Source organism: Vibrio sp. S11_S32 (assembly GCF_014694465.1).
Lineage (GTDB): Bacteria > Pseudomonadota > Gammaproteobacteria > Enterobacterales > Vibrionaceae > Vibrio > Vibrio algicola.
Genome location: NZ_JAAUWS010000003.1, coordinates 50,852 through 76,115 on the forward strand (window position 1 = coordinate 50,852; position 25,264 = coordinate 76,115).

A 25,264-nucleotide genomic window follows, 5' to 3' on the forward strand; every position below is an offset into this window, starting at 1 on the left:
GAGTTAAATATCACGAATGGCCCACAACAAAGAATTAACACAAAGGCAACATGGGAATTCGATACTTAACGCCTTTATTTTAAAAGTTCCATCTTATTTTGTGACAAGCGTCTTGTTTTCATTGGTAAAAGCCACTAAAAACTGTTTGTTTTAGCTTTTATTAGCTCAATTGATAAACCCAACAATTTTACAACAACTTCCTTTCTATCTCATTTAAAGGCCAAAACGGCATTTTATGCTACTATCTCAGCGTCAATTAATGAGAAGAATCTATGCTGTCGCCAACCATTCAAAAAGCCATCAAAACAAGCTATCAAAACCTATCTCATCAACTGGATGGGTTCATACCCCGCCGAGCGCAAAACTACTTAGTAGCTGAAATCGCGAAAACCTTGTCGGGCACTTATCATGATTCCAATCGCATGATTGTGGCAGAAGCAGGAACGGGTATTGGTAAATCTCTGGCCTATTTAATGGCGACCATTCCTTTCGCACAATTTAGCCAAAAGAAAATCATTATTTCGACCGCTACCGTGGCACTGCAAGAACAACTGGTGCATAAAGATATGCCGCTTTATCGTAGGCTGACTGAAACCCCTTTTAGCTTTATCTTAGCCAAAGGTCGTCAACGCTATTGCTGTTTAGAAAAATTAGTTGCCGCCAGTGGGCAAAATTCCGCGCAAGGCAGCGGCTCGCAACTGGGTATGTTTGAAACCAAGCCAAAAACCAAAGATATTGAATTACTGCAATCTTTGTTTAAAGCGATCAGCAACAATAAGTGGGATGGTGATAGAGACAGTTGGCCTGCCACAATTTCTGATGAGATTTGGAAAGTGATTGCCAGCGATAAGCACAGTTGCAATAATTCGATGCCTTCTCACCGAGACTGCCCATTCCAAAAATCTCGAGCTAATTTAGATAAGGTCGATGTCATTATTGCCAACCACAGCTTAGTGATGGCCGATATTGATTTAGGCGGTGGCGTAATTTTACCCGAACCTGAACAAAGCATTTATATCTTTGATGAAGCGCATCATTTACCAAAAGTGGCGCGTGAGCATGCTTCTGCGGCGGCAAGTTTAAAAGGCGTCACCAGTTGGCTAGAAAGCTTAAATAAATCGGTCACTAAGTTTACGGGTCTGACCGATATAAAACGCAGCGGTCGTTTTCAAAATGATTTGATTGATGCGATTCAACAATTGATCCCATCACTGACTCAATTAAGCCAACAGTTCAACGCCGAACAATTTAAAGACCAAGTTTATCGCTTTGAACATGGCGAACTGCCCGCGTGGCTGGAAGAAGAATCCAAAGGCTTAAAATCGCTGACTCAAAAAGCCTATAAAGCAATGGCAAAAATCACCGACTTAATTAGCGAGCGCGTGAAAGATGGCGAACTCTCAAGCCGCATCGCAGAGCCTGCATTAGCCGAAGCTGGCTTTTACTTACAACGATTGGAAAATCTCGCGAAGGTTTGGCAATTAATGGCTGAGCCTAACCATGAAACAGGCGCACCGCTGGCCCGTTGGCTTGAAATCAGCCCTGAGCGTGATAATGACTTTATTGTAAATGTGTCTCCATTAGAAATCGGTTGGCGACTCGATCAAAAGCTTTGGAGTCGTTGTTATGGTGGGGTATTAGTCTCTGCCACCATGCGCGCGCTGAATTCATTCCAATACTTTGCGATTCAAGCTGGGGTCAGTTTAAAACCGGAAGATGCCACTCAATTTTTAGCCTTGGCCTCACCATTCGACTACGCCAACAATGCTGAGTTATTGATCCCTAAACTAAAATTAGAACCGCAACAGCAAGAATTCACTGACTACTTAATTGAGTTACTACCAAAATACATCGAAGAGAAAAAAGCCAATTTGGTACTCTTCTCATCTTATTGGCAAATGAACAAAGTCACCGAAGCGTTAGACAAGATCGCGGTTAAGAATAAATGGAATTTGCAGGTACAAGGTAAAGCCTCACGCGGCGAAATTCTTAAAAAACACAGTGCTTATTGCCAATTTGGCCAAACCAGTGTTCTATTTGGTACCGGCAGTTTTTCAGAAGGGTTAGATTTACCAGGTAAGCTATTAGAAAACTTGATCATCACTAAGATCCCTTTTGGCGTTCCAACTTCTCCAGTAGAAGAAGCACACTCAGAATACATTAGCCATAAAGGTGGCAATCCGTTCTTACAAATCTCGGTGCCGGAAGCGAGCAAGAAACTGATCCAATCGGTCGGACGACTGCTGCGTAAAGAGCAAGATTCTGGTAGAGTTGTATTGCTTGATCGCCGTATTATTAGTAAGCGTTATGGCAAGGCATTGTTAGATTCCCTCCCCCCTTTTGCTCGTAATATTGAGTATTGAGGCTATGCTCATATTGAAGTGAGGAGCACAACGCACATACAAATGAGAAATTCATATATCATGATAGTTAAGGTCACTTATGAGCACATTTAACGACATTACCAGCAAACTTGACCAAATGTCGATTCAAGCTGCCAGTCGCGACCGACAAAAAGGCGAACACCATCAAGCATTATTTGATGAGCATTTATTTCGCTGTCGTGCTCGCCTGCTTGTCCCTTGTGTGGCAGAAACACGCGCAACCTATGACACCATTATTCGCGAACAGTCCGCAAAACGGTTAACCGCATTGCGCGCAGAGCATTTAACCCAATTATTATTATCCCAATTAGGCGCAATCCAACGCGAACTCGCTACCCAAAAAATCCGCAATACCGAAATAAAACACAGCAGTCATTACCGTAAACCGATCAGCGAGTTATATCAAAATTTAGCTCAGCACCAAGAATGGGAAACCCGTTTACAGGATTTAGTTCGCCAAAAGACCGCCGCATTGAATCACACTGGCCAACATAACCAAACACAAGCGCAACAAGATTTAATGACCGCAGAGCAACGTTTAGCGCGTTGTAAAGAAGCGAAATTAAAGATTGAACGCCAAATCACTTACCGTGAAAAACACAACCCAAGTAACGATTATGTCTAAATCCAATCCAGCAGAACAAAAGCGACAAACCGAAATTGTGAATGATAGTGATCGTGCTAATGATAGTGACTCGGTATCGAGCCCACTTGATAATGCACCCGATGAGATCAAGCTAGCGGTTGATCTGATTTACTTATTAGAAAGTCATAATATTGACCCTAGCGTGGCTTTAAAGGCGCTTGAGATCGTTAAGACTGATTTAAAAAAGCAATCAAAATAATACCCATTCCATTTAAGTTTTGATCAATTTGAATACACCGAAAAGACGCTGATCCATCCTTATTCGCTTGAGAAAAGATTATCCATGGCCTTTGACATTTTCTCTGTACTCAATTTTGAACGATCATTAGATTGATGCAATTAGTATAACCACAAACAAAAAAAGGCTTGGTCTCAAATGAGATCCAAGCCTTTATGATTGCTATCTATACATAATCAGCTATTACGCAGTGCTTCAATCCGCTTATCTAGCGGTGGATGGCTCATTAATAATTGCATCATGGTTTGCTTACCATTAATGCCAAATGCCATCATTGAGCCTTCTAATTGTGGCTCATGACTCATTTTTAATCGCTCTAATGCAGCAATCATCTTCTCTTTGCCTACCAATTGAGCAGCGCCCGCATCGGCATAAAATTCACGATGACGGCTATACCACATGGTAATAAAGCTGGCGAGGAAGCCAAACACCACTTCCAGTATCATAGAAATAATGAAATAACTCATCATACTGCCACCACGGCCTTCATCGCTATTATTTGAACTGACAATATTGGCGATCATGCGCGATAAGAAAATCACAAAAGTATTCACTACCCCTTGCATCAAGGTCATAGTGACCATATCACCATTAGCAATATGGCTCATTTCGTGGGCCAAAACCGCTTCGGCTTCTTCTCTTGTCATGCTATGCAATAAACCACTCGACACCGCAACCAATGAATCATCTCGTTTAGCGCCTGTGGCAAATGCATTAATATCCGGGGATTCGTAAATCGCCACAGTTGGCATACCGACTCCAACTTGTTGCGCTTGGCGAGTCACGGTTTGAATTAACCAATGTTCGGTTTCATTACGTGGCTGATCAATAACTTGCCCCCCCACAGAACGCAGAGCCATTTTTTTCGACATTAGCAAAGAAATAAATGAACCGCCAAAGCCGAATACCGCCGCCATCAGCAATAAACCCGATAAACTGCCCGGTTGCATTCCAGTCACTGCATAAACAATATTCAGAACAACACTTAACACCAGCACGACGGCTAGGTTGGTTGCTAAAAATAACATCACTCGCTTCATCGTTGTCTCCATAAAATTAGAAGCTTAATTATCTTTCGCTATAATCGTAGATTTCTCATCATAGGTTAAGCGTTAAATTGAAACATTTGATGTCTTTATCTGTTTGCTTGATAAATATCGCACTGAATATTGATTTTTATTATTAAACAATGTGATAGCACTCAAAATGTCACATTTTAAACAAGGTTAAATTCCCGTTGAGTTAACGACTACATTGATCAACAGCCCCTAGTCATTATGATGAGATTCAAACTCATTGAACCATGTTAGCTAAGACTTTGGTCGTATTGATTTATAAACGCTAGCCCTTTATTTTATCTATAGACTTCAATAAATAATAGGGATAGTAAGATGTCAGAGCAAGCGAACTACCAAATGGCGATTGATTTATTATCTTGCCATCTGGGACTCTCAGAGGATGAAGCTAAGCAGCATTTAGGCATTAATGAAAACAAAGACGAAGAAGTGAACGTTGTGATCCCTGGTGTCAATTTAAAGCAGTGAAGGGTTAACGTAATCCTCATTAGTAACAAGATGACTCATTACGCAGATACCTTTGTCAAAATGTAAAAATTGAACATAAAAAAACGCGGCTCTTTTGGAGTCGCGTTTTTGTATGCTAAATACATAATGGCAATGTTATTAAATCAAGCTTGAAACATCCAAATATTTATTGGCATTTTTGCGCTTTGAGCCAGGTAAATATGGGATCTCACCCAATTTAGGGGCATTGATTTTTAGCTCTAACATACGAATAATTTCTGGGTAGTGCTCTGTACCTGGATTAATGCGATTGGCGACCCAACCGACGATTTCTAAACCGTCGTTTTCAATCGTTTCTGCGGTTAACATCGCATGACTCAAACAGCCTAGCTTGATCCCAACCACTAGAATAACCGGCATTTTTTCTTGCTGAACCCAAGTGGATAAACAGGTTTGTTCGGTAACAGGAACTCGCCAGCCGCCAGCCCCTTCAACCACAACCAAATCGGCCGCTTCTTTATGCGCCACCAAGCTTGTCGATAATGCATTAAAATCAATCACTACGCCGTCTTTTTGCGCCGCAAAGTGGGGTGAAGCTGGCATGGTTAAGGTGTAAGGATTCACTGTGTCATAGTCTAATTCAACACTTGAAGCGCTTTGCAGGTGCAATGCGTCTGAATTTCGTAGCCCTTGCTCTGTCATCTCCGAGCCTGAAGCCACTGGTTTATAACCTGAGGTTGAGAATCCTTTTTCTGTAAAAGCACGCAATAGTGCCTGAGATACCATAGTTTTACCTACATCGGTATCCGTACCGGCAATAAATACTGAATTCATCATTTTAAAATAAGCCCTAAACAAACATGATAGGTCGCAGGTAGCTGACCTAATGGATTACGAAATTGTTGGTATGCTTTCTCTACATCCAGTAATGAACGACGCTTGGTTAAACCGGCACTGCGACCATCAACATGGGTTGCGCCTATGCCTTTTAAATCTTTCATTAACTCAAATGCGGAGTCATACCAAACTTGAATTTCGGCTGAGTCTACGTGATAGCGCTGCGCTGAAGTTTGCGCTAACGCAAAGTTTAGTTGATCCCACTGATGAAATTGGTTCACATGTTGATATTTATCAATTTGTGACCAAGATCTCTTTAATTCAATCAAAGAACCTTCTAACAATGTCGAAAAATAACATTGCCCCTCTTTTTTTAACATTCGGCTTAACATCTGAAACAAATGAGATAAGTCATGACACCACTGAATAGCCAAGCTGGAGAAAATAATATCGAAGCTAGCGGCGGAAAAAGGAGGGTCTTCCGCATCACCTTGCTGATAACTCACCCTTGATACATTGTCACTTTGGGCCATAACCCCATCACAACGTTGTTGGCATTGCTCTAGCATCGAATATGACAAATCAAAGGCCGTCACATCAGCACCACGTTTTAATAATTGTTCAGTAAAATAGCCGGTTCCACAGCCTAAATCTAATACCGATAAACCAGATAAGTCGTTGGGTAATTTATCCATTAAGCGCTGGCCAACCTCTCGCTGAAAAGCGGCATGCTGATCATAAGTTCTGGCCGCTTTGCTAAAAGCATCCGCAATGGCTTGCTTATCACTCACTCGGCTGTGGTGGCATTCTTGCTCAAGAGTAGCAAAGCTCATTACATCCCCCCTCTTATGCCAAGTTCATTAGTAGCGGTTTCCTTGCTACAAAGTGCATCGGTACAAGCTGCGTCGATACAAGCTGCGCTTTTAAAAGACATGTCGCTAGTTTGGAGTATCGAACGTTCTTGCGCTAACTGAATAAGACATTGCGCTAATTGTTGCACTTGGGCTTGGCTATGATTGGCGGTTAGGGTAATGCGTAACCGAGCGCTATTTTGGGCCACCGTAGGCGGGCGGATCGCGCCCACCCAAAAACCCGCTTGCTTTAACTTTTCTGACGCCAGCATCACCTTATTCACACTGCCATAAATAAACGGCTTTATCGGCGTTTTAGTCGCAACATACCCTGCTAGTTTTTGGCATTGATCCGCATAGCACTCGTTAAGATCATTGAGTTTATCGCGTCGCCATTGCTGAGTTTGGATCATCTTGACCGCATGAGATAAAGCATAAGCTTGCGAAGGCGGGATCGCGGTTGAATAAACATGATGACGTGCAAATTGAGTCAAATAATCGCCAGTATTACGGTCGCATAAAATCGCGGCCCCCGACAAACCAAACGCTTTACCAAATGTCACCACCAATATATTGGGCTTAATACCCGCCGCCGCACAACTGCCCGTGCCATTGTCACCTAAAACCCCAATACCATGGGCATCATCCACCGCCAGCCAAGCTTGATGCTGATGACAAACGGACTCAATCGCTGATAATCTCGCTTGATCGCCATCCATACTAAACACCCCTTCTGTCACCACTAAGCAAGGCTTATTATCCTGTGACGGTAAACGCTGCTCTAAATGCGCAATATCATTATGTTTAAACCGTTGCATCTCTGCGGCGCACAATGAACCGGCTTCCATTAACGAAGCATGATTTAACTTATCTTGAATAAGCACATCGCCCGCCTGCATCAAACCAAACAACATCGCTTGGTTGGCACTAAAACCAGAGCTAAATAAAATCGCTCGTTCAAACCCCAGCCACTCACACAATTGAGCTTCAAGATCTGCGTGGGCCGAACTAAATCCAGTCACTAAAGGCGATGCCCCACTGCCACAGCCAAACTTAGCTATGCCGAGTTGCCATGCTTGTTGCAACTCGGGATCTTGCGCTAATCCTAAATAATCATTACTGGAAAAATTCACCAATCGCTGTTGCTGCTGATCGATTAATTCGCCGTTATTGAGCTGTGTCACAGGCTGTAATTGACGCGACAGTCCCGCTTGTTGACGTTGTTGTAGTTGCTGTGAAATACGTTGACTGAACATCACCATTCTCAAATTCATTCTTTTTCATTAGCGGCATTTAAGCCGGATAAAATAGGTCATTAGCGCTTGGTCTGATCGCTGTCTGTTCAATCACTTGTTCAAGTAAATCATTCTCTTGTTGTTGATCTGGCTTTTGTTGCACTGGTTGTCGATTAATGCCCAGTTTTTGAAATAATTGCAGATCGGTGTCTTCTTCAGGGTTGGGTGTCGTTAATAACTTACAACCGTAAAAAATTGAGTTGGCTCCCGCCATAAAGCACAGTGCTTGCATTTGCTCATTCATATTTTCGCGCCCAGCCGACAAGCGCACCGCCGATTGAGGCATCATAATTCGCGCAATGGCGATTAAACGGATAAAGTCAAAAGGCTCAACATCATCGACATTTTCCATCGGTGTGCCTTTTACTTTGACCAACATATTAATCGGGACACTTTCTGGTTGAGTCGGTAGATTTGCCAACTCCACCAATAAACCGGCGCGATCCGACACACTTTCGCCCATACCGATAATGCCGCCAGAGCAGATTTTCATCCCTGCATCGCGAACATGTGACAAGGTATCCAATCTATCTTGATAGGTACGAGTGGTGATGATTTTGCCGTAAAACTCCGGTGAGGTATCAAGGTTATGGTTGTAATAATCTAAACCCGCATCGGATAACTCATCGGCTTGATCTGGGGTTAACATCCCTAACGTCATACAGGTTTCTAACCCTAGCTCTTTAACGCCTTTGATCATCTCGGTTAAATAAGGCATATCGCGTTGCTTAGGGTTTTTCCACGCCGCCCCCATGCAAAAACGCGTCGAACCAGAATGCTTAGCTTTTTGCGCCGCCTCTAAAACTCGCTCCACTTCCATTAAACGCTCTTTTTCAACATCAGTACGGTAATGAGCACTTTGCGGACAATATTTGCAATCCTCTGGGCAGGCACCGGTTTTGATTGACAGTAAAGTACTGACTTGAACTTGATTGACTTGCTGATACTGGCGATGAATTTGCTGAGCTTCAAACAACAAGTCCATAAAAGGTTTATTGAGTAATGTTTGTACTTGTTGAACAGTCCAGTTTTGACGAGCTTCCACTGCAAATTCCTTAAATTTAGATTGAACAATTGGGATGACCAAAGTTGATTCGCTTCCCTTTCAGAGAGCCGCGAGAGGGATAAAGCTTGGCTAGTCTACTCGCAGCCTATACACTGTCAACACAAAATAATAGCAAAGGTTTACAGCCGCGCACTTATCGAGCACTAGTAATGATAGATATCCAATTTGACCGCCACCATATATGGCATCCTTACACTTCAACCATTAACCCCTTGCCTTGTTATCCGGTCTCACATGCCAATAGTGTGATGATCCATTTAGAAGATGGACAACAACTCGTCGATGGGATGTCCTCATGGTGGTCGGCTATTCATGGCTACAACCACCCCAAGCTCAATCAAGCAGCGCATCAACAAATTGATAAAATGTCGCACATTATGTTTGGCGGCTTAACCCATGATCCCGCCATTGCGTTATGCAAAAATATTTTGGATTTAGTGCCCTCTAACTTAGAACACGTTTTTCTAGCCGATTCTGGCTCGGTGTCGGTCGAAGTGGCTTTAAAAATGGCGTTGCAGTATTGGTATGCTAAAGAAGCAAAGCAAAGAGCGACCAGCAATACTCCGCTGCGTTCCAAGTTCTTGACTCTAGAGCATGGGTATCATGGCGACACCTTTGCGGCCATGTCGGTGACCGATCCTAACAATTCGATGCATCAGATGTATAAAGGATTTCTGCCCGAGCATATTTTTGCCACCTCACCGCAAAATTATCAGATACAAGATGGAGTTTGGCCTGAGTTTGATCCCGCCGACCTTCTCGATTTTGAGCAAAAAATAATCCAACATCATCAACAATTGGCCGCGGTGATTTTAGAGCCTATCGTGCAAGGCGCGGGGGGAATGCGCATTTATCACCCACAGTTTTTACAAGCGGTACGGCGTTTATGCGACCACTATGATGTATTGCTGATCGTGGATGAAATTGCGACCGGTTTTGGCCGTACCGGTAAATTGTTTGCTTGTGAACATGCTCAAATTCAGCCCGATATATTATGCATAGGTAAAGCCCTCACCAGTGGTTACATGACCTTAGCCGCCACTATTACCAGCAACAAAGTTGCGGATGGAGTATGCAGCAGTGACGCAGGTTGCTTTATGCACGGTCCTACTTTTATGGCTAATCCATTAGCTTGCGCGGTCGCCACCGCCAGTTTGGATTTGATTAAAACGGGCGCTTGGCAACAACAGGTGTTGGGTATTGAACATATTTTTGAGCAGAAATTGCCAGAACTTATGCAAAACGATAAGGTCAAATCCGTTCGTTGGTTAGGCGCGATTGGAGTGGTTGAAACTCATATTGCAGTTAATTTGGAAAACATCCAAGCTCACTTTGTTAAGCACGGCGTCTGGATCCGCCCTTTTGGTAAGCTGATTTATATCATGCCTCCTTATATCTCAGCGGCGGATCATATTGTGCAATTAATCCAAGCAATCGAGAGTGCGTTATGTGATGACGCTTGTTTTCAAAAATAGAATTGAGTTCCACAACACATAAATAAAATCGAAACATCACAAAAATGAATACTAGCGGACAACAAGCGCTATACTAACATGATAGTAATGAAGGGATATGGTTGGTTGCCAAAAAACGCCCTATCTCGTAGCAAGGTAAAATCTAACGAAAAATCCCAGCACACCCTGCATGCAGAGCGCGCTTTATGTTAGTATTTGTTCAGCTCTTTTCAGATGGAATAAAAGGTTCCCTAATATGTTTAAATGGTTAATTATCGCACTATTCTCTTGCTCATTTTCAGCAATTGCAGCAGAAAAAGCACAACCGGTTAGTACCGTTACTGCAAAGGATATTCCTGTCGCAACTCATCTTAAAAATGGTGACTTGATTTTAGGCGAGACGGAATGGGTCTATATTTCCGACATCAATCGCAATATCAAAGCGCGTATTGATACCGGTGCCACCACCTCATCCATCAGCGCCGTTAACATTCGTCTTTACAAAAAAGATGGCAAGAACATGGTCGATTATAAATTGGCCCATGATGATTGGACTTCAAAACTGTTTACCGCGCCGGTAAAACGTTGGGTAGAAGTAAAACAAGCGAGTACAACTAAAGCTTCCGCTTCTCGTCCTGTTATTGATCTTAATATCCAAATTGGCGATCATAAAACTAAATCTGATTTCACTTTAGTCGATCGTAGCCAATTAGAATTCCCAGTATTGATTGGCCGTACTTTTATCGATAAAGAAGCGGTTGTCGATGTGTCCCATGCTTATCTGCAACCAAAAACAAAACTCGCTGCCGAGACTAAAACGGCTAAGTAATATATTTCACTTAGTAAAAATTAATCATAAAAAAACCGAAGCTTAATAGGCTTCGGTTTTTTATTGATTCTTTATTGGGGTTTACTAGCCACCAATATGCGTTAAGCCATTCATGTATGAACGTAACTCATGCGGGATCTCAATGCGACCATCAGCTTGTTGATAGTTTTCTAAGATCGCCACCATAGTACGGCCAACGGCAAGGCCTGAGCCATTAAGAGTGTGGACTAATTCTGGTTTTTTCTCGCCTTTACGACGGAAGCGCGCTTGCATACGACGAGCTTGGAAGTCACCACAGTTTGAACAAGATGAAATCTCACGGTAAGTTTCTTGCGCAGGAACCCACACTTCTAAATCGTAAGTTTTGGTTGCGCCAAAGCCCATATCGCCAGTACATAGCACGACTTTTCGGTACGGCAATTCCAGCAATTTAAGTACTTTTTCTGCGTGAGTCGTCAGCTCTTCTAACGCCGCCATAGAATCTTCTGGTTTTACGATTTGCACTAATTCAACTTTATCAAATTGGTGCATACGGATAAGACCACGAGTATCACGCCCGTAAGAGCCAGCTTCTGAACGGAAACATGGGGTATGAGCGGTCATTTTAATCGGTAGATCCGCTTCATCACTGATGGTGTCACGCATCATGTTGGTTACTGGCACTTCAGCGGTTGGGATCAATGAAAGCGTTTTTAATGGCACTTCACTTACTTGCTCAGTCAACGGACTAGTATGGAATAAATCCTCAGCAAATTTAGGCATTTGGCCCGTACCGAATAAACTGTCGGTATTAACAAGATACGGAACATACATTTCTGTGTAGCCGTGCTCTTGAGTATGAAGGTCGAGCATAAACTGGGCAATGGCACGATGCAGACGCGCAAACTGACCTTTCATTACGATAAAACGTGAACCTGAAATTTTAACCGCGCTAGCAAAATCAAGACCGTCCGCCATTTCGCCTAAATCAACATGGTCTTTTAATTCAAAATCGTACGTTTTCGGCTCGCCCCAACGCGAAATTTCGACGTTGTCTTCTTCGTCTTTACCTTGCGGTACAGAATCATCTGCCAAGTTTGGAACCGCAGAAGTAATAGTATCAAGCTCGGTTTGCAATTCAACTAATGCCGCTTTGGCGTTATCAAGATCGGCACCTAAAGTGCCGACTTCTTGCATAATGCGTTCAGCTTGTTCGTGATCGCCTTGTGCCTTTGCTTGACCTATGGATTTCGAACGGGAATTACGCAATGCTTGCAGCTCTTCAGTCTTAACTTGTAACGTCTTACGCTGTTCTTCAAGGTTGCGAATGGTTTCTACGTCAAGAGTAAAACCACGACGGGCTAATTTGGCAGCTGTTTCATCCAGCTCTGTTCGAAATAATTTAGAATCAAGCATTGCTAATCCTGTTGGTCTAAGTGTGAATAAAGCAGTCAAAATCTGCTTTTAAAGAAAAGGTATCCGCTTTATTTGACGTTTTTGTTAATCAGATTTATCGGATGTTTACCAAACGGTCACCTGAACGTAACGTCAAATAATGAGGTTATTTATTGCTTACTAAAATACCCAAAAAGCACTACTTTTGATAGCGCTTTTGTGGGCTTTTTAAATCTAAATCAGCCAAATATTCTAGTTTAGCGCTAATTTTAGCTTCTAAGCCTCGATCGCTGGGATGATAGTAGCGAGTTTGTGCCATTTCGGGAGGAAAATAGTTTTCACCAGCGGCATACGATCCAGGCTCATCATGGGCATAGCGGTATTCTTCACCATAACCAAGATCTTTCATTAAGTTGGTTGGGGCATTACGCAAGTGATGAGGGACATCATGATCAGGTTGATTATGCGCATCTTGCAACGCTTGCTTCCAAGCCGTATAAACCGCATTACTTTTAGGTGCACAAGCTAAATATACCACCGCTTGAGCAATGGCGCGTTCGCCTTCCGCAGGGCCTATACGAGTAAAGCAATCCCAAGCGGAAACGGCCACTTGCATAGCGCGGGGATCGGCATTACCAATATCTTCTGATGCGATCGCAAGTAATCTGCGCACTAGGTATAAAGGATCGCAACCAGCGGCAATCATACGCGCCGACCAATATAACGCGGCATCGGGATTGGAACCTCGAATCGATTTATGCACCGCTGAAATTAAGTCGTACCACATATCGCCTTTATTATCGAAACGGGCAATTTTTTCCCCGGCCACTTCCGCTAATAATGCCAAGGTGATGACTTTAATACCTTGCTCATTTTCTTCGGCCAGATCGTAAATAAGCTCAAGGTAGTTAAGCGACATACGCGCATCACCGTTGACCAACTCGACTAAGCGCTCCAGGACATCATCTTCAAACTGGGCGGCAATATTACCCAAACCACGTTCGCTATCTTGGATCGCTTGATCCACCACATGCAAAATATCAGCTGAATCTAATGCGGTTAATTTATATACCCGCGCGCGCGATAACAATGCGTTATTGAGTTCAAAAGAAGGGTTTTCAGTGGTCGCACCGATAAAGGTTACGGTGCCATCTTCGATATGTGGCAAAAAAGCATCTTGTTGGCTTTTATTAAAGCGGTGTACTTCGTCGACAAATAGAATGGTTTTGCGGCCAGATAATTTATGCTCGCGCGCCTTTTCAATCGCCAGCCGAATATCTTTTACTCCAGATGTGACCGCCGATAAACGCTCTACTTCTGCATTGGCGTAATTAGCCGCCACTTCTGCCAAGGTGGTTTTACCGGTACCCGGTGGGCCCCATAAAATCATAGAATGAATATGACCGGCTTCTAGCGCGCGGCGCAGCGGTTTATTCGGGCCTAGAATATGTTGTTGACCGCAATATTGTTCGACTGTCATTGGTCGCATACGCGCGGCTAATGGGCGAAAATCCTCATCAGCTGTAAAGTCTAAATTAAAATTGCTCATATTCTATAACCCATTAATCCACGCAGATATTCAGGTATCAACTATTAACGTTGATCGTCGATTTCGACCCCTTTTGGCACTTTAAAGCTAAACAGCGCTTTATTTGGGACTTCCATTTTAAAGTGGCTAAATTCGAACTCACTTTTTTGTCCATCTTGCTCAATTACATTGAAGGCTTTCACCACGCCTTTGGCATCAATGGCAATTTGGAATGTACCGACAGTGGTGTCTTTAGCGGTTGGTTTTAAAGTGAAGACATCTTGATTCTGAGTGATAGTATACTGTGCCCAATCACTGGCTTTATTACGTGTTAGTAACACAAATGGCGTTTGCGCAGTGGCTTGTGCTTGGCTCAAAATGGTGACTTGCGAAACAAATGGGCTGTAATACCAAACGCTTTTGCCATCAGAGACTAAGATCGTTTCATCGGGGGTTTTGGTTTCCCAACGGAAAAGGCTTGGGCGTGAGATCTGCGCGCTCCCCTTACCATCCATTAACACTTCGCCTTCCGGGCTGGTCACTTTTTGTGAGAAATCACTGCTAAAACCGTCATTTAGACTTAGGCGAGAACTTAAGACATCTTTCGCATTAGCAAAAGCGGCAGTGCTCGACACAGATGCCGCAGCAAATAACAAAACCGTTAACCATTTTTTCATTGTCGAATCCTTTAAAATCATCAATATTTGCTAACTATATATTTATCGCGACAAGTACGCAGAGTCTACCCAAAGTTGTTGGAGTTACAGCGATGCCGTAATTTCAAATATGAAGGGTAAATTAGTCGAACTGCTTCACCGGAGGAGGCGCAATCACTTCACGATTGCCGTTATGCCCTGGCGTGCTCACAATGCCTTGCGCTTCTAACTGTTCAACAATACGCGCCGCGCGGTTATAACCAATTTTAAAGCGGCGCTGAACCCCTGATACAGAACCTCGACGAGAATCGGTCACAAACTCCACCACTTGGTCATACAATGGATCCATTTCTTCTTCATCTTCCAGTTTCTCACCTGGAAGCAAGCTTTCTGCCGTCGGCTCACCATGGACAATTTCATCAATATAAACCGGTCTGCCACGTCCCTTCCAATCATTCACAACTGCATGGACATCATCATCAGAAGCAAAGGCACCGTGCACACGTACTGGGTGGTTAGAACCAGGAGGAAGATACAACATGTCGCCCATACCTAATAATGATTCTGCGCCACCTTGGTCTAAGATAGTACGTGAATCGGTCTTAGTGGATACAGTAAATGCCACGCGAGCGGGAATATTGGCTTTAATCAAACCGGTAATAACGTCCACCGATGGGCGTTGAGTCGCAAGCACCAAGTGAATACCAGCCGCACGCGCCTTTTGCGCTAAACGGGCGATAAGCTCTTCCACTTTTTTACCCACTACCATGATCAAATCCGCAAATTCATCTACGATCACCACAATAGACGGCAATTTTTCCAATAGTGGTGGCATTTCATCCATGCTATCACCAGGTTGCCATAATGGATCGTGGATAGGATGCCCCGCTTCCGCAGCCATTTTAAGTTTGTCGTTGTAACCTTTTAGATTTCGTACCCCGACAGCTGAAAGCAATTTATAGCGGCGTTCCATCTCGCCAACACACCAACGCAGTGCATTTGACGCATCTTTCATGTCTGTTACGACTTCGGAAAGTAGATGTGGAATGCCTTCGTAAATAGACAGTTCTAGCATTTTCGGATCGATCATAATAAAGCGCACTTCTTCTGGCGTCGCTTTATATAAGATACTTAAGATCATCACGTTCACGCCAACCGACTTACCCGAACCAGTGGTACCCGCGACCAAAACATGGGGCATTTTAGCTAGGTCAGCTACTACCGCTTCACCAGCAATATCTTGTCCCAACACGACAGCGGTCGGGGATTTATTATGTTGGAATTGATCAGAGCTAATTACATCGGATAAATACACGGTTTCGCGGCTCATATTCGGCAATTCAAGGCCGACATACGGTTTACCCGGAATGACTTCAACCACGCGCACTGCCATGGCTGATAATGAGCGAGCTAAATCCATTGATAAACCCGAAATACGACTCACCTTAACGCCAGGCGCAAGATCGAGCTCAAAACGGGTGATCACAGGACCTGGGAAAATATCCACTACTCGCGCTTCGATTTTATAATCGGCAAGTTTTGATTCAACCAAACGAGCAATCCCTTCAAGCGCATCACGATCGATATGATTCTCACGCTTTTCAGGATGGTAAAGCAATTCAAGAGTCGGCATTGGCGCAGTAGGTACTGGCAAATTATGATCAGACTGGATCAAAAATGGATTTTGCGAGGCCATTTGTTGAGCCTGAGCGGTTGCGACCATATTTTGGAATGCGGCGCTATCCGCATCAGTATGGACAGCCGTGTCAGTGTCGATAGCCGCAGTACTCACCTGCTCAGTGGCCGTTGCGCTTTCTACTCCCACAGCCTCAGAATGAACGCTTTGCTCTTGTGTCGCAGCAGGAATCGGGTTTTGTGAATGACTTGCCGTCACAGATGGCGCGGCCTCAGCTTCAGACTGAGTAACCGGTTCATTGGTGCTTGGCGCTTGAGGTTCAATATTTGGCTGAACAATCGCCTGGTTTTCACTATTGTGATTTTCATTGGTTTGAGTCACCGCCTGCGCAGTATTAGCCGCAACCAATGGCTGTGAGTCATCTTCAACTAAATCGGTATTAACCACAATCGGGCTTTCTGGTTCTACTGCGATATCAATATTGCCTAATGATGGCGTAATATCATCAACAGGATCAATATTGAATGTCGAAGGCGCAACACTCACTTGTTGGTTTGCTTGTGGATCAGGGCTCACATTATTTTCATTTTCAGATTGTTGCGAGGCAAAGTCACCATGCAATTCGGCGTCATGATCAAGTTCCGCAATGGTCGCATTCAGATTCTGGTATCGGTCTTGTGTTTCTTGAGCCACAGGCGCTGCTGGCTGTTCACTTTGACTAATCACGTCAGCGGTTTGGGTAATATTGGCACTGTGCTCACTGCTGGTTGTTAGCATTTGAGTGACAGGTTGAGGATCTGTTATTGGACTCGCTGAATGAGAGCTAATTGGGGTTGCTGTCGCAGGAGCCGAAAACAACGGATCATTAAGATCCTCTTCACTTGGTTGGATCGATTCATTGCTAGACATCACCGGTTCTTGATGCGTCGTTTTCTTCGCTTTGCGTGGGAAGTGAATATTAAAACGGGGGGCTTTTTTCTCTGGTTCTTGAGCCGCTTCAATCTCTTCACTGCTATCGTCTACTGCATCTAATGATAAAGACAGATCTTTTTCTTCAACATCATCAAATTGTAATGACGCTAATTCTTGTTGTTGGAAACCAGCCGAAGACAGGACTTGCGTTTGTTCACCACGACTGCGGTTAAAGATACGCTGACAAGCTCGTAATGACCACTGACCCAAGTTCTCAACAATCGACAGCCAAGAAATACCGGTAAGCAGCGTAAAACCCGCGCCCCATAAAAACATAAACACTAAAGTTGAACCGAGATTATTAAGCGCAGGCATCGATAATGAGGTTAATACGTCACCGACAATCCCGCCGGATGAGAAATACCAAATATCATCAAAGTTAATATCAGCTAAACCACAGCTGGTAAGCAACATAATGGTTAAGCCAAGCAGACGCGTGCCCCACAATAATAAATCAATTGATTCATCTTCATCTCGAGAACGGAAAAAAGCCCAGCTCGCGCCAAGGATAATAAAAGGAAGTGGATAAGCAAAAGAGCCAAAGGTGAAGAATAGAGTATCGGCAAGCCATGCACCAATATAGCCACCAGCATTGTGTACAGGCCCACCCCATGCTGTTTGGGACCATGAAGGATCTGCTGGATTAAAAGAGAATAACGCCACCATCATCAAGATCGCCACTAATAATCCCACAATAAATCCGCCTTCTTTTAGGCGTTCTGATCCATTCAAACGTGGTCTTACTTTCGTTTCTTTGGCTTTAATAACCGTAACGGCTTGCGCTTTATTTAGTTTGAAAATGTTTTTGCTGGTCGTAAACAAAATGTTCCCCTATCTCCGAGCTCAGTGGTCTTAAAATACAACGAGCGACCTAAGTCGCTCGGTAGACAACACCTGCTAACAATAACCGAAACAAGGAAAAAAACCTACACCAAAACGCCGCCAAGACGCAGATTTAAACGCATCTTGGCAACAATGAGGTTGAATTTTGTTCTATCGTGTTTGGATCACAAGTTGACTGGATTGTTTTACTTCTTCCATCACCACATAAGTGCGAGTGTCATTCACCCCAGGAAGACGCAATAAAGTATCACCAAGTAGCTTACGGTAAGCACCCATATCTGATACTCGGGTTTTTAATAGATAATCAAAATCGCCCGAAACAAGGTGACATTCTTGAATATCATCCAGTTTTTGCACTGCGGTATTAAATTGCTCAAACACATCTGGCGCGCCACGGTTTAGGGTAATTTCCACAAACACTAATAGTGAGGCATCAAGGTACTGAGGATTAAGTAGTGCAGTATAGCCAGTAATATAGCCTTGGCGTTCTAGACGGCGCACACGCTCTAAACATGGGGTTGGAGAAAGACCAACTCGCTTAGACAGTTCGACGTTAGAAATACGTCCGTCTTTTTGTAGTTCATTAAGAATATTGCGATCAATCCGATCCAAATCCTTGGACGGTCTCTTTTCGTTATCTATCATTTACTTCCACCTTATTTTACGTCCTTGCAAAAAATATATTCTTTTTAACTGAGTGATTTATTAGTTAGTAGCAAATATCACTGAAACCCTACTATACTTCATTTTTATCCAATGAATAACCTAAAAATAGGTATAAAACCCAATATTAAAGACAAAATAAGGATAGACACAAGCTTTAGAAGCAAAAAACAGTGCTGTGATTCGAAAAACGCCCTATAAAAAGGAGCTGGTGTACGACTCAGTGTTAACTCTTTGAGCTTGAATGAGAATATTTCTCGGTGTCACCAATCGCGGGCAAAATGTACTTAGGCTTACTTGGTAGCCTTGTTCTTCTAACTTTAATGCTTTGTCATACACTAACCACATTTCTAGTGCTCTTCGAAATACTTGTTGCACCAGGCTCATACGCTCCATCAACATAAAACGCTGTTCTGCGCGATACAACCATTTAGACATATTACTCTGTTCGTCATTATCCACTAATAAATTGAGAGGTTTGTACTGGTTAGCCCAGTGACAAAAATGCTCAAAGCCTAAACTTAATTGCGACTTTTTGATGCTAGGCAACCGCGTATAATGTTTCTCGCACCGCCCTTCTCTCAATAAACTGTCCACCGCTAAGCGATAAGTCATTTCTTGGCGGCGATGTAATTGAACTCTTTGTCCACCGGTGACAGTTTCTTGCAGTGGGATTTTTAGTTCTTGTTTGGTCAGCTGCAATAAGGCTTGCTGCCCTAAGTTTGATAACGCTTTATAACCATCCGAGCGAGTTAGATGATAACAACAAGGCGAAATGGTCAACGCCGATAACCCCACCTCTGCGGCCATTTCAATTAAATGAGCATGTAAATCCCCACACGCATGCAAGGCAACCGCGTGTTGATTGGGCTTTAACACCTGTTTGGCGCCCTGTGATAATGCATCACCTTGAATAAAGCTCATCGGTAAATGACGTTGTTGGGCTATCATTTGTCCGGCATCACATAAACTTTGCTGCCATTCAAAGCTAATGACTGGCAATTGAGATTGCTGAGCTAAAATCTGACCTAAGTAACCTTTTCCTGCACACCATTCTAACCACTCACTGCTGTTATTATTTGTCAGTGCCGCTTGTCCCATCGCGCAAATTTGTTGCCACTTACGCCCTGGGATCCCAACCTCAAATCCTTGCGGTAGCGCTAATTCTTCCGGTAAATTTGATGGCAGTTCACACAGACGAGTCAATTGGCTTAATTGTGGAATAAAAGGCGATAACAATTGAATTAATCGCGGCGTATCCTCTTTTAGATCAAGAATGTCGTCATCGGTTAGCGCGCTTAAACACTCACACAGTTCCGGGTGGCTATCTAACCAAGGCAGAACTGGCGATAGACTTTGATGAAACGGTTCAAAACGCCATAGCGCTTGGGTCTGGTGCAGTTGAACATCCAAGGTTGTAAATGATTGAGCCAAATCTTTACATGATTGAGAAAGTTGCGGTTGCATTATAAAAGGAGTGCCTTGTGTGTCGCGGAGTCAATCGCAGTATGGTTTGAAAGTGAAATGCCCAAATGCATGCTCACTATGATAAAATCGCACTTATCATTATTTTAACGATCTGATAATTGCTATGTCTATAACAGCCAATTCTATAAATGCCAAGCCTATAACCGCTAAATCTATAACGGCCACGCCTCAACAATCAATGATCCAACAACTGCTCGAACCGATTGATGCTTTTTTACAATGTACCACGCCGGATGCTTGGATTGAAAAAGCACGCCAACCACAGCAATTGACGTCATTATTAATTGATCATTGTAACTGTGAGCTTAAAGCGGCGCAAACGGCAATGTTTGTGGTAAGAAAATACGCCATTACTAAAGACAGTACCGCCACATTAATGCAATGGGCTAAGCCTTATGAAGATTATGTCTATCGTTGCATTCGAGATGTCGCCTTCCCAGAAAAAAGCATTATGCAGTCGGCCAGTTTAACCGTGAAAGACAACATCCCACACGGGCAAGATCTAGTCGATAAAATGGTGCGTTTAATCAAAGAAGAGTTTCATCATTTTGAGCAAGTGCTCGATATTATGCAAAGCCGAGATATTGCATATCAAAATATGACCGCTGGCACTTATGCAAAAGGCATGATGAAAATGGTGCGGACTTATGAACCACAAGCTTTAATTGATAAGCTGATCATCGGTGCTTACATTGAGGCCCGTTCTTGTGAGCGATTCGCCAAATTAGCACCATTTTTAGATGATGAATTGAATAAATTTTATGTCTCATTATTACGCTCAGAGGCTCGTCACTACCAAGATTATTTATCCCTTGCTGCGGCAATTGCGGGTGAAGATATTAGTGAGCGTGTCACTTTGATCGGTTTACATGAAGCGCAACTTATTCAAGCGCCGGACTCATCATTTCGCTTCCACAGTGGCAGCCCAACCGAATAGCCTTTACAAAATTGATAAGTGCGTAGGCTACTATAACAATCTAGGAAAATGGTATTTATTGCTGTACTTATCAAAATCGCTTGCCACATTCACAATAATCAAGCATCTTAAAAATATTAAGGGATAAATTTACCATAGGAAGGATGGATGAAATTACAACAGCTTAAGTATTTAAGCGCCATCGTAAAAAATGACTTAAATATCTCGCTAGCCTCTCAAAGCCTCTACACCACTCAACCGGGCGTGAGCAAACAAATTGGTTTGCTTGAAGCAGAATTAGGGTTGAAGATTTTCGAGCGCAAAGGCAAGCATTTAAATTCCATTACCCCAGAAGGGAAGTTGATTTTAAATGAAGTGGAGAAAATGCTCGAAATTGAGAGCAAAATACTTGAGATCTCGAAAACTTTCGTCAATCCAGATAATGGCTGCCTTAACATTTACACCACCAACACTATTGCTCGATTTATCCTGCCAGCAACCGTGAATAAATTTGTTAAACGCTACCCACAAATCACCTTCCATATTGGCGCAGTACAACCGGATCAAAATGGCTCTTTAATTCAAAAAGGTCACTCAGACTTTTCCATCATCGCGCAAGATGTGAAACCCGAATCAAACGCCATCATTTTGCCCGCATATTTATGGCGCATGTCTTTGGTAGTGCCAAAAGATCACCCACTGGCCGCTAAATCTAAAGTCACCTTAGCCGATGTGGCCAACTACCCTATTATTAGTTACGAAGCGGGCTCGACTGGCAAGCTTGTGCAAGAGCAAGCTTTCTCAGAAAGAGGCTTAACGCCCAATTACTTTATGACGGTAATGGATGTCGACGTGATCTTAAAATACGTCAATATGAACTTCGGGGTTGGTATTGTCGCCTCCGTAGCCGCCAATAACATTCATGATGACAATATCGTTACCATTGATATTGAAGAACTGCCATCTTGCAGCGCTTGGATCTGCTTTAGCCGCAATATTTTCTTGCAGCGTCACACCTACGATTTCATTGAGCATTTCTGCCCTCACCTTACCCGTGAAACCATGGAAAAAATTGTCACCATGAATGATTTAGAGATCAAGAAACTCTCACAAAGCTTTAGCCTGCCGCAGTATTGATCCTACTTCAGTTAAAAATCCAGCTCGCTTAAAACAAAAACCCCAGCCACATTGAAGTGACTGGGGTATATAAGAACTAACGAATTAATTAGCCTGCTTTGGTTTCTTTTTTAGGCTTTTTACGTTTGTCGGTAATTTCCCATTTGCCGTTGACGTATAAACCTGTCCAACCGGTTGGTTTTGCATCGACTTCTGAACGAACGTAATGCTCTTTCGATTTACGGCTAAAGCGAACTACAGTTGGCAAGCCGTCTGGATCGGCAACTGGCGCAGTGGCTAAGTATTGGAACTTAGGTGAGATACGGTCTTTGTATTCCACCATTTCCGCTACTAATGGCGCACGGGTTTCGCGAGATTTCGGGAAGTTGCTTGCTGCCATAAACAGACCAGAAGCGCCATCGCGTAAGACGAAATACGCATCTGAATTCGAACAAGGTAATTCAGGCAAGTGAACCGGATCTTCTTTAGGCGGCGCAACATCACCATTGCGTAAAATCTTACGGGTGTTTTTACAGTCTTCACTGGTACAGCCCATATATTTACCAAAGCGACCGTTTTTCAGCACCATGTCTGAACCACATTTGTCACACTCAACTAACGGACCGTCGTAACCTTTTGGTTTAAACTCACCAAATTCAACCACATAACCATCACAATTTGGGTTGTTACCACAAACGTGCATTTTACGAGTTTCATCAATTAAGTAAGCATCCATTGCGGTTTCACAAATCGGACAACGTTTTTTGGCGCGCAATGCTGCGGTTTCAACGTCTTCTTCCAGTACGTTGATAATGCCTTCTTCATCACCTAAGTTGATGGTGGTTTTGCAACGCTCTTTTGGTGACAACGCATAACCCGAACAGCCTAAGAACACACCCGTTGAGGCGGTGCGAATGCCCATTGGACGCGAACAGGTTGGGCACTGAATATCAGTTTCGACGATCTTATTTGGCGTCATGCCACCTTCCGATTCATCCAGATCCGCTTTTTCAATATCGGTAGTGAAATCGTCAAAGAAGTTATCCAGCACATCCGTCCAACCGGCTTCACCTTCGGCGATTTGGTCAAGTTTTTGCTCCATACGAGCGGTAAAGTCGTAGTTCATTAAATCGTTAAAGCTGCCATCTAGGCGGTCGGTTACGATCTCGCCCATTTTTTCAGCGTAAAAACGACGTTGATCGACTTTAACGTAACCACGATCTTGAATGGTTGAGATAATGGAAGCGTAGGTCGATGGGCGACCAATGCCTTTTTTCTCAAGCTCTTTTACTAATGCCGCTTCAGTGAAACGCGCTGGCGGTTTAGTAAAGTGCTGTTTAGGGTCCAGTTGTTGCAGAGATAAAGTATCCCCTACGCTTACCGCTGGCAGAAGTTGATCTTCATTTTTCCCCATTGGACGTTGCACGCGAGTCCAACCATCAAATTTAAGGATGCGACCTTTGGCTTTTAATGTGAACTCTTCGGCTTTGACGCTCACCGTGGTTGAATCGTATTTAGCGGGTGTCATTTGACAAGCGACAAATTGATTCCAAATTAGGCTATACAACTTATGCGCGTCGGCTTCCATTGCTTGCAAGTCGTCGGTTTTAACTTCGACGCTGGATGGTCGGATCGCTTCGTGCGCTTCTTGTGCGCCGGCTTTACTGCCATAAACTAACGCTTTGGCAGGCAGATATGCGTCACCAAACTCAGATTCAATAAGGCCACGACAAGCCTCTACAGCCTCTGAACTCAAGTTAGTTGAGTCAGTACGCATATAAGTGATGTAACCACCCTCATAGAGCCTCTGAGCGAGCATCATGGTCTTTTTCACACCATAACCAAGACGGGTACTGGCCGCTTGTTGCAATGTTGAAGTAATATAAGGCGCAGATGGCTTACTTGAGGTTGGGCGATCTTCACGCTTACACACTTCGTATTTGGCTTTATCTAATACCGCTAACGCCGCTTTTGCTTGCGCTTCGTTGACGGGTTTAAAAGCCGAACCATTTTGTTGGGCGACTAATAAACGGAAATTTGTGTTATCTGGCGTTTGAGTATCGGCATGAATATCCCAAAACTCTTCCGGAATAAATGCGTTGATTTCACGCTCACGTTCCACCAGCAATTTTACCGCAACTGATTGAACGCGACCGGCAGATAATCCACGCGCGACTTTTTTCCAAAGTAGCGGTGACACCATAAAGCCAACCACACGGTCAAGGAAACGACGCGTTTGCTGCGCGTTCACACCATCAATGTTCAGTTCGCCCGGTGTTTCAAACGCCTGTTGAATGGCATTTTTAGTAATTTCGTTAAACACTACACGTTTGTATCGCGAATCATCACCACCGATGATCTCACGAAGGTGCCACGCGATGGCTTCTCCTTCGCGGTCCAAATCGGTCGCGAGATAAATGCAGTCTGCATCTTTAGCAAGTTTTTGTAATTCCGCAACCACCTTCTCTTTACCCGGTAGGATTTGATAGTTCGCTTCCCAGCCATTGAAAGGATCAATCCCCATTTTTTTAATTAATGCGGCTTTATCTTTCTTTTTCTTGATGCGAGCTTTTTCTTCTGGGCTCAACCCTTTGGTTGAGATAGGTGTTGCTTTTTTGCCACTGCTCTGACCGGCAGTGGGCAAGTCACGTACATGACCAACACTCGACTTAACCACAAAATCTTTACCAAGATATTTGTTGATCGTCTTCGCTTTGGCTGGTGACTCCACGATAACTAGAGATTTACCCATAACTAAATTTACACATCCTCATCGGCTGCATTTGTACTAACTGCATGCACTTTTATAAAATTGCTTCTTTTTTTACTATCGAGTGAGTTTTAAATAAGATCAACCAATTTTTTCATATTTCTATCTAAATGAGCGACAACTAGACAAAAAACCCGCTTTTATTTCAATATGCTAACCGATTGCGATGCTTGCAGATA

General features: G+C 43.4%; 19 protein-coding genes and 1 pseudogene. 8 read left to right on the forward strand and 12 right to left on the reverse strand.

Features of this window, described 5'->3' with window-relative positions; genetic code table 11:
- The first annotated feature begins 272 nt into the window (after positions 1-272).
- The 3 genes from dinG to rsmS all read left to right on the forward strand — a co-directional run bounded on the left by dinG (position 273) and on the right by rsmS (position 3,229).
- The gene (gene dinG / locus HC723_RS03045; RefSeq protein WP_190338183.1) at positions 273-2,363 is read left to right on the forward strand and encodes an ATP-dependent DNA helicase DinG; all 2,091 of its coding nucleotides are present in this window, start codon (positions 273-275) and stop codon (positions 2,361-2,363) included.
- 79 nt (positions 2,364-2,442) lie between these two features.
- Positions 2,443-3,009: a primosomal replication protein gene (locus tag HC723_RS03050; RefSeq protein ID WP_190338184.1), complete on the forward strand. Its 567-nt coding sequence runs from the start codon at positions 2,443-2,445 to the stop codon at positions 3,007-3,009.
- Positions 3,010-3,046: 37 nt separating this feature from the next.
- A complete protein-coding gene (gene rsmS, locus HC723_RS03055) occupies positions 3,047-3,229 on the forward strand; it encodes a pleiotropic regulatory protein RsmS (RefSeq protein WP_225874311.1) in 183 nt (60 codons plus the stop codon).
- Between the two features lie 215 nt (positions 3,230-3,444).
- Here the strand turns inward: rsmS and htpX are convergent, their stop codons facing one another.
- Entirely contained in the window at positions 3,445-4,308 is an 864-nt protein-coding gene (gene htpX, locus HC723_RS03060; protein ID WP_153447331.1) for a protease HtpX, read from the reverse strand.
- 351 nt (positions 4,309-4,659) lie between these two features.
- Here htpX and HC723_RS03065 point away from each other — a divergent pair, with 351 nt between their 5' ends.
- Positions 4,660-4,812: a hypothetical protein gene (locus HC723_RS03065; RefSeq protein WP_178306460.1), complete on the forward strand. Its 153-nt coding sequence runs from the start codon at positions 4,660-4,662 to the stop codon at positions 4,810-4,812.
- A gap of 138 nt (positions 4,813-4,950) precedes the next feature.
- On the opposite strand, the gene bioD is transcribed toward HC723_RS03065, so the two are convergent.
- From bioD to bioB, 4 genes and pseudogenes are all read right to left on the reverse strand, one after another.
- A complete protein-coding gene (bioD, locus tag HC723_RS03070) occupies positions 4,951-5,628 on the reverse strand; it encodes a dethiobiotin synthase (protein ID WP_190338185.1) in 678 nt (225 codons plus the stop codon).
- Positions 5,625-6,461 (reverse strand): malonyl-ACP O-methyltransferase BioC, encoded by an 837-nt coding sequence (gene bioC / locus HC723_RS03075; protein ID WP_190338186.1) that lies wholly within the window; start codon positions 6,459-6,461, stop codon positions 5,625-5,627. The genes bioD and bioC overlap by 4 nt, the downstream gene beginning before the upstream one ends.
- Positions 6,462-6,586: 125 nt before the next feature.
- A pseudogene (gene bioF, locus HC723_RS03080) lies at positions 6,587-7,741 on the reverse strand (8-amino-7-oxononanoate synthase); the annotation flags it as partial.
- A gap of 31 nt (positions 7,742-7,772) precedes the next feature.
- Positions 7,773-8,819, reverse strand: a complete 1,047-nt coding sequence (gene bioB, locus HC723_RS03085) for a biotin synthase BioB (RefSeq protein ID WP_190338187.1) — start codon at positions 8,817-8,819, stop codon at positions 7,773-7,775.
- A 173-nt stretch (positions 8,820-8,992) separates the two neighbouring features.
- Here bioB and bioA point away from each other — a divergent pair, with 173 nt between their 5' ends.
- Together bioA and HC723_RS03095 are read left to right on the forward strand one after the other, a co-directional pair.
- Positions 8,993-10,315 (forward strand): adenosylmethionine--8-amino-7-oxononanoate transaminase, encoded by a 1,323-nt coding sequence (gene bioA, locus HC723_RS03090; RefSeq protein WP_190338247.1) that lies wholly within the window; start codon positions 8,993-8,995, stop codon positions 10,313-10,315.
- 235 nt (positions 10,316-10,550) lie between these two features.
- Complete coding sequence (locus tag HC723_RS03095) at positions 10,551-11,123, forward strand: ATP-dependent zinc protease family protein (protein WP_190338188.1); 573 nt, start codon at positions 10,551-10,553, stop codon at positions 11,121-11,123.
- A gap of 84 nt (positions 11,124-11,207) precedes the next feature.
- Here the strand turns inward: HC723_RS03095 and serS are convergent, their stop codons facing one another.
- From serS to HC723_RS03125, 6 genes are all read right to left on the reverse strand, one after another.
- The gene (gene serS, locus HC723_RS03100; protein WP_153447336.1) at positions 11,208-12,518 is read right to left on the reverse strand and encodes a serine--tRNA ligase; all 1,311 of its coding nucleotides are present in this window, start codon (positions 12,516-12,518) and stop codon (positions 11,208-11,210) included.
- A gap of 178 nt (positions 12,519-12,696) precedes the next feature.
- Positions 12,697-14,046: a replication-associated recombination protein A gene (locus tag HC723_RS03105; RefSeq protein ID WP_190338189.1), complete on the reverse strand. Its 1,350-nt coding sequence runs from the start codon at positions 14,044-14,046 to the stop codon at positions 12,697-12,699.
- Positions 14,047-14,090: 44 nt separating this feature from the next.
- Positions 14,091-14,702 (reverse strand): outer membrane lipoprotein chaperone LolA, encoded by a 612-nt coding sequence (gene lolA, locus HC723_RS03110; RefSeq protein WP_153447338.1) that lies wholly within the window; start codon positions 14,700-14,702, stop codon positions 14,091-14,093.
- Between the two features lie 121 nt (positions 14,703-14,823).
- Positions 14,824-18,090 (reverse strand): DNA translocase FtsK 4TM domain-containing protein, encoded by a 3,267-nt coding sequence (locus tag HC723_RS03115; RefSeq protein ID WP_190338248.1) that lies wholly within the window; start codon positions 18,088-18,090, stop codon positions 14,824-14,826.
- A 192-nt stretch (positions 18,091-18,282) separates the two neighbouring features.
- Positions 18,283-18,777 (reverse strand): leucine-responsive transcriptional regulator Lrp, encoded by a 495-nt coding sequence (gene lrp / locus HC723_RS03120; RefSeq protein WP_153447339.1) that lies wholly within the window; start codon positions 18,775-18,777, stop codon positions 18,283-18,285.
- Positions 18,778-18,990: 213 nt separating this feature from the next.
- On the reverse strand, positions 18,991-20,229 hold the full coding sequence (locus tag HC723_RS03125; RefSeq protein ID WP_407701699.1) for a methyltransferase: 1,239 nt from the start codon (positions 20,227-20,229) through the stop codon (positions 18,991-18,993).
- Positions 20,230-20,461: 232 nt separating this feature from the next.
- Here HC723_RS03125 and miaE point away from each other — a divergent pair, with 232 nt between their 5' ends.
- Both miaE and HC723_RS03135 read left to right on the forward strand, forming a co-directional pair.
- Positions 20,462-21,220, forward strand: a complete 759-nt coding sequence (gene miaE / locus HC723_RS03130) for a tRNA isopentenyl-2-thiomethyl-A-37 hydroxylase MiaE (protein WP_153448179.1) — start codon at positions 20,462-20,464, stop codon at positions 21,218-21,220.
- Between the two features lie 147 nt (positions 21,221-21,367).
- A complete protein-coding gene (locus HC723_RS03135; protein ID WP_190338190.1) occupies positions 21,368-22,336 on the forward strand; it encodes a LysR substrate-binding domain-containing protein in 969 nt (322 codons plus the stop codon).
- Positions 22,337-22,424: 88 nt separating this feature from the next.
- Here the strand turns inward: HC723_RS03135 and topA are convergent, their stop codons facing one another.
- The gene (topA, locus tag HC723_RS03140; RefSeq protein WP_190338191.1) at positions 22,425-25,067 is read right to left on the reverse strand and encodes a type I DNA topoisomerase; all 2,643 of its coding nucleotides are present in this window, start codon (positions 25,065-25,067) and stop codon (positions 22,425-22,427) included.
- Positions 25,068-25,264: the final 197 nt, after the last annotated feature.

Excerpts from the sequence above, each read along its gene's own strand:
- serS (WP_153447336.1), bottom strand. The coding sequence starts at position 12,518 with ATGCTTGATTCTAAATTATTTCGAACAGAGCTGGATGAAACAGCTGCC.
- HC723_RS03095 (WP_190338188.1), top strand. The coding sequence starts at position 10,551 with ATGTTTAAATGGTTAATTATCGCACTATTCTCTTGCTCATTTTCAGCA.
- HC723_RS03135 (WP_190338190.1), top strand. The coding sequence starts at position 21,368 with ATGAAATTACAACAGCTTAAGTATTTAAGCGCCATCGTAAAAAATGAC.
- bioC (WP_190338186.1), bottom strand. The coding sequence starts at position 6,461 with ATGAGCTTTGCTACTCTTGAGCAAGAATGCCACCACAGCCGAGTGAGT.
- lrp (WP_153447339.1), bottom strand. The coding sequence starts at position 18,777 with ATGATAGATAACGAAAAGAGACCGTCCAAGGATTTGGATCGGATTGAT.
- lolA (WP_153447338.1), bottom strand. The coding sequence starts at position 14,702 with ATGAAAAAATGGTTAACGGTTTTGTTATTTGCTGCGGCATCTGTGTCG.
- miaE (WP_153448179.1), top strand. The coding sequence starts at position 20,462 with ATGATCCAACAACTGCTCGAACCGATTGATGCTTTTTTACAATGTACC.
- topA (WP_190338191.1), bottom strand. The coding sequence starts at position 25,067 with ATGGGTAAATCTCTAGTTATCGTGGAGTCACCAGCCAAAGCGAAGACG.
- HC723_RS03105 (WP_190338189.1), bottom strand. The coding sequence starts at position 14,046 with ATGAGCAATTTTAATTTAGACTTTACAGCTGATGAGGATTTTCGCCCA.
- bioD (WP_190338185.1), bottom strand. The coding sequence starts at position 5,628 with ATGATGAATTCAGTATTTATTGCCGGTACGGATACCGATGTAGGTAAA.
- htpX (WP_153447331.1), bottom strand. The coding sequence starts at position 4,308 with ATGAAGCGAGTGATGTTATTTTTAGCAACCAACCTAGCCGTCGTGCTG.
- dinG (WP_190338183.1), top strand. The coding sequence starts at position 273 with ATGCTGTCGCCAACCATTCAAAAAGCCATCAAAACAAGCTATCAAAAC.
- HC723_RS03050 (WP_190338184.1), top strand. The coding sequence starts at position 2,443 with ATGAGCACATTTAACGACATTACCAGCAAACTTGACCAAATGTCGATT.
- HC723_RS03065 (WP_178306460.1), top strand. The coding sequence starts at position 4,660 with ATGTCAGAGCAAGCGAACTACCAAATGGCGATTGATTTATTATCTTGC.